Source organism: Microbacterium sp. zg.Y909 (genome assembly GCF_024626565.1).
The window spans coordinates 1-7,542 of sequence record NZ_JANJFJ010000210.1 but is presented as its reverse complement, the minus strand read 5'-3'; the positions used below and the strand labels follow the sequence as shown (position 1 = coordinate 7,542).

The window sequence follows — 7,542 nt, the reverse complement described above, 5'->3', positions numbered from 1 at the left end:
TCGATCACCGACGACTGCCGGTCGCGCTCGACGCGCTGCAGCACGTACGCCGCGTAGCCGCCGTCGAACGGCTCGACCATGCGGTCGTGCACCTCCCACGTGCGGGTGCAGACCTCGTCGAGGAACCACCGGTCGTGGGTGACGACGAGGAGGGCCCCCGACGACGCCGACCAGCGGCGCTTCAGGTGCTCGGCCAGCCATGAGATGCCCTCGACGTCGAGGTGGTTCGTCGGCTCATCGAGCATGAGCACGTCCCAATCACCGGTCAGCAGGCGCGCGATCGCGACGCGGCGGCGCTGACCGCCCGAAAGGGTGCCGACGGCGGCATCCCACGGCAGGTCCGACGCGAGGCCGGCGACGACGTCGCGGGTGAGCGGGTCGCCCGCCCACTCGTGCTCGATGCGGTCGCCCACGATGGCCTCGCCCACGGTGATGTCATCGGGGAGGGTGTCGGCCTGGTCGAGCACGCCCACGGTCACGCCGCCACGGACTGTCACACGCCCGGAGTCGGGGGTCACCCGCCCGGCGAGCATCGCCATGAGGCTGGACTTGCCGTCGCCGTTGCGGCCGACGATGCCGATGCGGTCGCCCTCATCGACGCCGATCGAGACGCCGTCGAAGACGACACGGGTGGGGTATTCGAGATGCAGGGCTTCGGCCCCGAGAAGATGCGCCATGTTCCCTCCAGCGTAGGCGGCGCGGCTGTGCGGTTCGCCCGCGGGCGGCCGCGCGGGGGGCCGCAACTCCTCAAGAACCGCGCCGACTCGCTTCAACCGGCCGGTCGGGCAGCCCTTCCGCCCCGGCTTTGAGGAGTTACGCCGGTGTGACGCGTGCGCGCCCCGCGGCCGGGCGCGCGCGTCCCGAGGGCGGCGGAGGCTGCCGTCGTCCGCATGTGGGCGTCGCAACTCCTCAAGAACGGGTCGGGATCCGCGCGCATCGGCCGCCCCGACGGCATACCCCCGATCCGTGAGGAGTTGCGACTCGGGAGGTCCCGCCGGCCCCACCCGCAGCCGTCATGCGGCCGCGTCAGCCGCGCGGCGGCGCGTCGGCGAGCCGGCGGCGCGTGGTGAAGGCCCGCGGCCGTCCGGTCAGCGGGTCGGTGAAGCGCAGGTGGGTCGCCAGCAGCTGCATCGGGCGGTCGGGGTCGTCCTGCGGCGTCTCCGGGAGCAGCTCGGGGTAGTAGCGATCGCCGAGGATGCCGAGACCGAGCTGCGCCAGGTGCACGCGCAGCTGGTGCATGCGCCCGGTGCGCGGGCGCAGCCGGGTGTGGACGACCTCCACTCCGGCGTGGCCGCCGGTGCTCGTTCCCGTGCCGACGAGTTCGATGAGCGTCTCCGCGTTCGGTTCGCGGTCGGGCCGGGTCTGCACACAGAGGTTGTCTCGGAACTTCTCGATGTGGCTGCGGTGGACCAGCGGAAAGGCCGGCAGCCCGCCCGGGGGGAGGGCCGAGACCGCCTCGTAGACCTTCTGCACCTCGCGGCGCTCGAACATCGACTGGTAGGCGCCGCGGGTGGCGGGGCGGGCCGAGAACATCAGCACCCCGGCGGTGGCGCGATCCAGCCGGTGGATGGGCACGAGGTCGGGGTTGTCCAGCCGCCGCCGCATGCGCACCAGAGCGGTGTGGTTCAAGAAGCGCCCGCCGGGTGTCGTGGGAAGGAAGTGCGGCTTGTCGATCACGACGAGGTCGTCGTCGATGTGCAGGATCTCCTCGTCGAACGGCACGATGCGCTCGACCGCCGGTGGCTCGCGGTGGTACCAGATGAACTCCGTCGCCCCGAGCGGAGTGTCCCGGCGCACCGCCGCACCCCGGGCGTCGACGACGTCACCGCGGTCGATGCGGTCGTGCAGCACCTGGCGGTCGATGTGCTCGAAGCGTTCCAGCACATAGTCGGCGATCGTCGCCCACGGGCCCGTGCTGGGCACGCGCAGACGGGTCGCACCGACGCCGTCGCGCACGGGACGAGGGGAGACGGGCATGCTCCCATCGTCCCAGACGGTCAGGCGTCGAAGCTGAGGCTGAGCTTGCGCAGCAGGGATGCCAGCCGCTCCCGGTCACTGCGCGACAGCGACGCCAGCAGGGTCGCCTCAGCGTCGACGAGCCGCGTGATCGCGGCATCCACGCGCGTCTTGCCATCGCCGGCGAGGGTCACCAGCACGCTGCGTCCGTCGACAGGGTCGGCTTCGCGACGCACCAGCCGGCGCGCGACGAGGCGGTCGATGCGGTTGGTCATCGTGCCGCTCGAGACGAGCGTCTGCTGCAGCAGCTGCTTGGGGCTGAGCTGGAACGGCTCGCCCGCCCGGCGCAGTGCCGACAGCACGTCCCATTCCCAGGGCTCCAGCTCGCTGCGGCGGAAGGCATCGCGCCGGGCGCGGTCGAGGTGGCGCGAGAGCCGGTCGACCCGCGAAAGCACCTCCAGCGGGGAGAAGTCGAGGTCGGGGCGCTGGGTCATCCACGCGCCGACGATGCGGTCGACCTCATCCGTCTGGTGTGCCATGCCCCCATTATCGGCCTCGCACCCGGTAACGGTTTGGTAACGACGGCAACCAGCCCCTTGGCGGGGTTCGGCGGGCGGCACAGACTGTGACCGGTCACAGAAGCCATCCGTCAACGGAGATCGGAGCAGCCGTGCGCGCACGCGGGATGAACAGATGGATGCGGGGCGCAGCGGCCGCCGCGGCGCTGGTGCTGGTGGCGACCGGAGTCGCCCTTCCCGCCGCCGCCGACGACGGTCCGGTCGAAGCCGGGATCGTGGTGCCCAAGGTCGAGGGGATGCCGGAGGACTTCATCGCCGGCGCCGATGTCTCCTCGGCGATCGCGCTCGAGCAATCGGGCGTGGTCTTCCGCGATACCGCCGGTGCGCCGGCCGACCTCTTCGACGTGCTCGCCGACGCGGGCATCACCGACGTGCGCGTGCGCGTGTGGAACGACCCGTTCGATGCCGCAGGCAACGGGTACGGCGGCGGCGACACCGATGTCGCCCGCGCGGTCGAGATCGGGGAGCGTGCCACGGCGGCCGGCCTCGGCGTGCTGGTCGACTTCCACTACTCCGACTTCTGGGCCGACCCTGCCAAGCAGCACGCTCCCAAGGCGTGGGAGGGCTTCACCGCCGAGCAGACCGCCGACGCCGTCGGCGAGTTCACCGCCGAGGCGCTCGCCGACTTCGTCGCCGCGGGCGTCGACGTGCGGATGGTGCAGATCGGCAATGAGACCAACGGTGCGGTGGCAGGCCTGACCGGCTGGGACGGCATGGCGCAGGTCTTCTCGGCCGGCTCCGCCGCCGTGCGCGCCGCCGTTCCCGACGCGAAGGTCGTCGTGCACTTCACCAACCCCGAGACCGCCGGGCGCTACGCCGGGTACGCCCGGGAACTGGCCGACCGCGGCGTCGACTACGACGTGTTCGCCTCGTCGTACTACCCGTTCTGGCACGGTTCGCTCGGCAACCTCACCACGGTGCTGAGCGACGTCGCCGACACTTACGGCAAGCAGGTCATGGTGGCCGAGACCTCGTGGGCGCACACGCTCGAAGACGGCGACGGCCACGGCAACGTGATCGACCTCCCCTCCGAAGCCACGGCCTACCCGGTGAGCGTGCAGGGGCAGGCCACCGCCCTGCGTGACGTCATCCAGGCCGTCGTCGACGTCGGCGACGCCGGCATCGGCGTCTTCTACTGGGAGCCGGCCTGGCTGCCGGTGGGTCCCCCGTCGCAGCTCGAGCGCAACCGTGAACTGTGGGAGACCTTCGGCTCGGGGTGGGCCACCAGCGCCGCCGGCGAGTACGACCCGGACGACGCGGGCCAGTGGTACGGCGGCTCCGCATGGGACAACCAGGCACTCTTCGCGTTCGACGGCACGCCGCTGGAGTCGCTGCAGACCTTCCGCTACGCGCGCACCGGCGCCACCGCCCCGCGAGAGGTCAGCTCTGTCGAGCAGCCGGTGATCACGCGACAGGACGGCGACGACATCGCCCTGCCGGGCACGGTGGCGATCACCTACAACGACGGGTCCGTCGAGCAGGATCCCGTGACGTGGTCGGATGCCGCGGACTGGATCACGGGACCCGGCGTATACCGAGTGAGCGGCGTCACCACGTCGGGGCACGCCACGGTGGCGACGGTCACCGTGCAGACGGTCAATCACCTGCGCAACCCCGGATTCGAAGACACCGACCTGTCGATGTGGCAGAGCTCCGGGGCACTCACGCTCCGCGCCACCGACGACCCGCGCAGCGGAACCCGCTCCGGGCACTTCTACGCCGCGGACGACTACGGCTTCACCCTCGCCCAGACCGTCGCCGGTCTGCCGGCGGGAGACTACACCGCCTCCGCGGCGCTGCAGGGCGACGGGGAGGGGAGCGGCGGCGTGACGCTGCAGCTCTCGTCCTCGGGAGGGGGTGCCGCAGAGGCGCCCTTCGCGCTCTCGGGCTGGCACGTCTGGTCGGAGCCGCAGACAGGAGTCGTCACGATCGCCGAGGGTGACACGCTCACCGTGACGCTGCGCGCCGACCTCCCCGGCGGCGCGTGGGGCACTCTCGACGACCTCGTGCTGGCTGCGGTGGCCGAACCCGGCGCGGACACCGCCGCGCTCGATGACGCCGTGGCCCGTGCCGCGGCCGTCGGTCGCGCCGTCGCCACTCCGCAGTCACTGGTCGGGCTGGATGCGGCCCTCGAGATCGCGGAGGTCGTGCGCGGCGCCGTGGCCCCGACCGACGCACAGGTGGCCGATGCCCTGGCCTTGGTCGAGGGCGCGCTCGCCGCCCTCGAGCCGGTGGGCGCCGTGCCGCCCGCCGCCCTGTCCCCGGTCGAGCTGACCGTCGAGGAGGGCGCCGAGATCACGCTACCCGCCACCGTGCGCCGCACCGCCTGGAACGGCGTTGTCGACGAGGTGCCCGTGACGTGGTCCGATGCCGTGCAGTGGATCGACGGCGCCGGGGTCTACACCGTGCCTGGCACGGCCGTCGGTGCCGCTGTGGTCGCGCGCATCACCGTCACCGAGCGCACCTGGGTTCTCGACGGCGGGTTCGAGGGCGACGGATCGGCGTGGACCGTCACCGGCACCGGCGCCGCGATCGCCGACACCGCGGACGCGGCCAACGGGGCGCGTGCCGTGAGCTTCTGGAACGACGCAGCGTACGGATTCGAGGTGACCCAGCAGATCGACGGACTCGCGCCAGGCACATACGCCCTCTCGGCCACAGCGCAGGGCGACGGCGAGGCGCCCGGCGACAGGTTGGAGGTCACCGCCACCACGGCATCCGGCGCGCACGCCACCCCGCTGGCGCTCAACGGCTGGCAGGCGTTCGCGACGGCGACGACGGCGCCCTTCGCCGTGGCTGAGGGCGAGACGCTCACCGTCGGCATCCGCGGCGCGCTGAGCGCGGGCGCCTGGGGAACGGTCGACGACCTGCGGCTCGTGCGCGCGGGGGAGCGCACCGACACGTCGGCCCTCGCCGCCGACATCGCCGCCGCGCGGGCGCTCGACCCCGGCGCGTACACCGCCGCCTCGTGGGCGGCGCTCGCCGAGGCTGTCACGGCGGCCGATGTCGTGGTGGCCGCGCAGTGGCCGACGCCCGAAGCGGTCGCCGCCGCCCGCGCGCGGGTCGCCGAGGCGACGTCGCTGCTGGTGCGCCGCGACGCCGACAGGTCGACGTCCGCCCCCGCTGTCGGCGTGCTGTCGCACGACAACGGGTGGGACAACGGGCTCCGCGACGGCGACTACACCGTGCGGATGAACCTGTGGTGGGGAGTCAACGGTTCGTCGTTCCGGCTGTACGAGAACGGTGCTCTCGTCTCCGTACAGCCCCTCGACTACCGCGGCGTCGCCGCGCAGACCGCCTCAGTCCCGATCACCGGCCGCCGTGACGGCACGTACGTCTACACCGGCGAGATCGTCAACGCCTCGGGCGTGACCGCCACGCGGCCGGTGACCGTCACAGTGACCGACGCGTCTCCGGGCACCCCGGTGCTGCGGCACGACAACTGGGATCGCGACGGGCGCTACACCGTGACCGCCGACATGTGGTGGGGCACCAACGCGACGGGTTACCGGTTCTTCGCCGACGGTGCGCTCGTGGCCGAGGGTGCACTCGCGCCCCGCACCCCGTGGTCGCAGAGCGCGCGGCTGGAGGTGGCGGGCGCCCCGCGGGGCACGCACCTGTACCGGGTGGAATTCGTCAACGCCGCGGGCACGACCTCGAGCAGGACCCTGGCGGTGACGGTCACCCGCTGACCGGGCCTCTGGCAGACTTGTCACGTCGTCCTGCGGGACGACGGTCCGCCGTGGTGTAACGGCAGCACGACAGCCTTTGGAGCTGTTAGGCCCAGGTTCGAATCCTGGCGGCGGAGCATGACAGACAACGCGCTCGCCGTCATCGTGCTCGCCGCCGGTCAGGGCACCCGCATGAAGTCGAAGCTGCCCAAGGTGTTGCACCGCATCGGCGGGCGGCCACTCATCGGGCACGTGCTCGACATCGCCCGCGACCTCGGCCCGGCACAGGTGCTCGTCGTCGTGCGTCATGAGCGCGACCAGGTCGCCGACGCCGTCGCCGGCATCGGCCCCGACGTGCACATCGTCGACCAGGACGACGTGCCCGGCACCGGGCGGGCCGTGCAGGTGGCCCTCGATCGGCTCGACGGCTTCACCGGAGACCTGCTGGTGCTCTCGGCCGACGTCCCCCTGCTCGAAGCCGACACCCTGGCGCACCTGGTCGAGGTGCACCGGGCCTCCCACGCCGCGGCCACGCTGCTGACCGCCGTGCTCGACGACGCCACCGGCTACGGCCGGGTGATCCGGGATTCGACCGGCGCCGTCGCGCGCATCGTCGAGCAGAAGGATGCCAGCGACGCCGAGGCCGCCGTCACCGAGATCAACGCCGGCGTCTACGTCTTCCGCGCCGACGCGCTGCGCGCGCAGCTGGCGCGGGTGGGCACCGACAACGCCCAGGGCGAGATGTACCTCACCGATGTCATCGGGCTTCTCCGCGCCGACGACGCGCCCGTGGCCGCCGTCACCGCCCCCGACGCCGCCAGCGCCCTCGGCGTCAACGATCGCGTGCAGCTCGCCGACGCCGCACGCACGCTCAATGCCCGCGTCGTGCGGCGCTGGCAGCTCGAGGGGGCGACGATCCTCGACCCCGCCACGACCTGGATCGACGTCACCGCGACCCTCGCCCCCGACGTGACCGTGCTACCCGGCTCGCACATCCTGCGCGCCACGTCCGTGGCATCCGGCGCGGTCATCGGACCCGACACGAGCCTGGTGGACTGCGAAGTGGGGGAGGATGCCACGATCAGCCGCAGCGACGCGACCCTCGCCGTCATCGGTGCGGGCGCGACGGTGGGCCCCTTCGCGTACCTGCGGCCCGGCACGTACCTCGGAGACCGCGGCAAGATCGGCACGTTCGTCGAGACCAAGAACTCCACGATCGGCGAAGGCAGCAAGGTGCCGCACCTGTCGTACATCGGCGACACGACCATCGGCACCGGGGTCAACCTCGGCGCCGGTGCGATCACGGCGAACTACGACGACATCGCCAAGCACCGCAC

At 72.4% G+C, this 7,542-nt stretch carries 5 protein-coding genes and 1 tRNA gene; 3 read left to right on the top strand and 3 right to left on the bottom strand.

What is annotated here, in order from left to right; translation table 11 throughout:
- From NQ160_RS14680 to NQ160_RS14670, 3 genes are all read right to left on the bottom strand, one after another.
- Nucleotides 1–677, bottom strand: a 677-nt coding sequence (locus NQ160_RS14680; protein WP_257515944.1) for an ATP-binding cassette domain-containing protein, incomplete at its 3' end; no start/stop codon positions are given.
- 349 nt (nt 678–1,026) lie between these two features.
- Nucleotides 1,027–1,977, bottom strand: coding sequence for a pseudouridine synthase (locus tag NQ160_RS14675; protein WP_257515943.1), 951 nt, complete (start codon nt 1,975–1,977; stop codon nt 1,027–1,029).
- Nucleotides 1,978–1,997: 20 nt separating this feature from the next.
- Nucleotides 1,998–2,495: a MarR family winged helix-turn-helix transcriptional regulator gene (locus NQ160_RS14670; protein WP_257515942.1), complete on the bottom strand. Its 498-nt coding sequence runs from the start codon at nt 2,493–2,495 to the stop codon at nt 1,998–2,000.
- 158 nt (nt 2,496–2,653) lie between these two features.
- Here NQ160_RS14670 and NQ160_RS24735 point away from each other — a divergent pair, with 158 nt between their 5' ends.
- The 3 genes from NQ160_RS24735 to glmU all read left to right on the top strand — a co-directional run.
- On the top strand, nt 2,654–6,226 hold the full coding sequence (locus NQ160_RS24735; protein WP_306853450.1) for a glycosyl hydrolase 53 family protein: 3,573 nt from the start codon (nt 2,654–2,656) through the stop codon (nt 6,224–6,226).
- A gap of 44 nt (nt 6,227–6,270) precedes the next feature.
- Nucleotides 6,271–6,342 (top strand) — tRNA-Gln (locus NQ160_RS14655).
- A 1-nt stretch (nt 6,343) separates the two neighbouring features.
- On the top strand, nt 6,344–7,542 hold a 1,199-nt coding region (glmU, locus tag NQ160_RS14650; RefSeq protein WP_257515941.1), incomplete at its 3' end, for a bifunctional UDP-N-acetylglucosamine diphosphorylase/glucosamine-1-phosphate N-acetyltransferase GlmU.

Excerpts from the sequence above, each read along its gene's own strand:
- NQ160_RS14675 (WP_257515943.1), bottom strand. The coding sequence starts at position 1,977 with ATGCCCGTCTCCCCTCGTCCCGTGCGCGACGGCGTCGGTGCGACCCGT.
- NQ160_RS14670 (WP_257515942.1), bottom strand. The coding sequence starts at position 2,495 with ATGGCACACCAGACGGATGAGGTCGACCGCATCGTCGGCGCGTGGATG.
- NQ160_RS24735 (WP_306853450.1), top strand. The coding sequence starts at position 2,654 with ATGCGGGGCGCAGCGGCCGCCGCGGCGCTGGTGCTGGTGGCGACCGGA.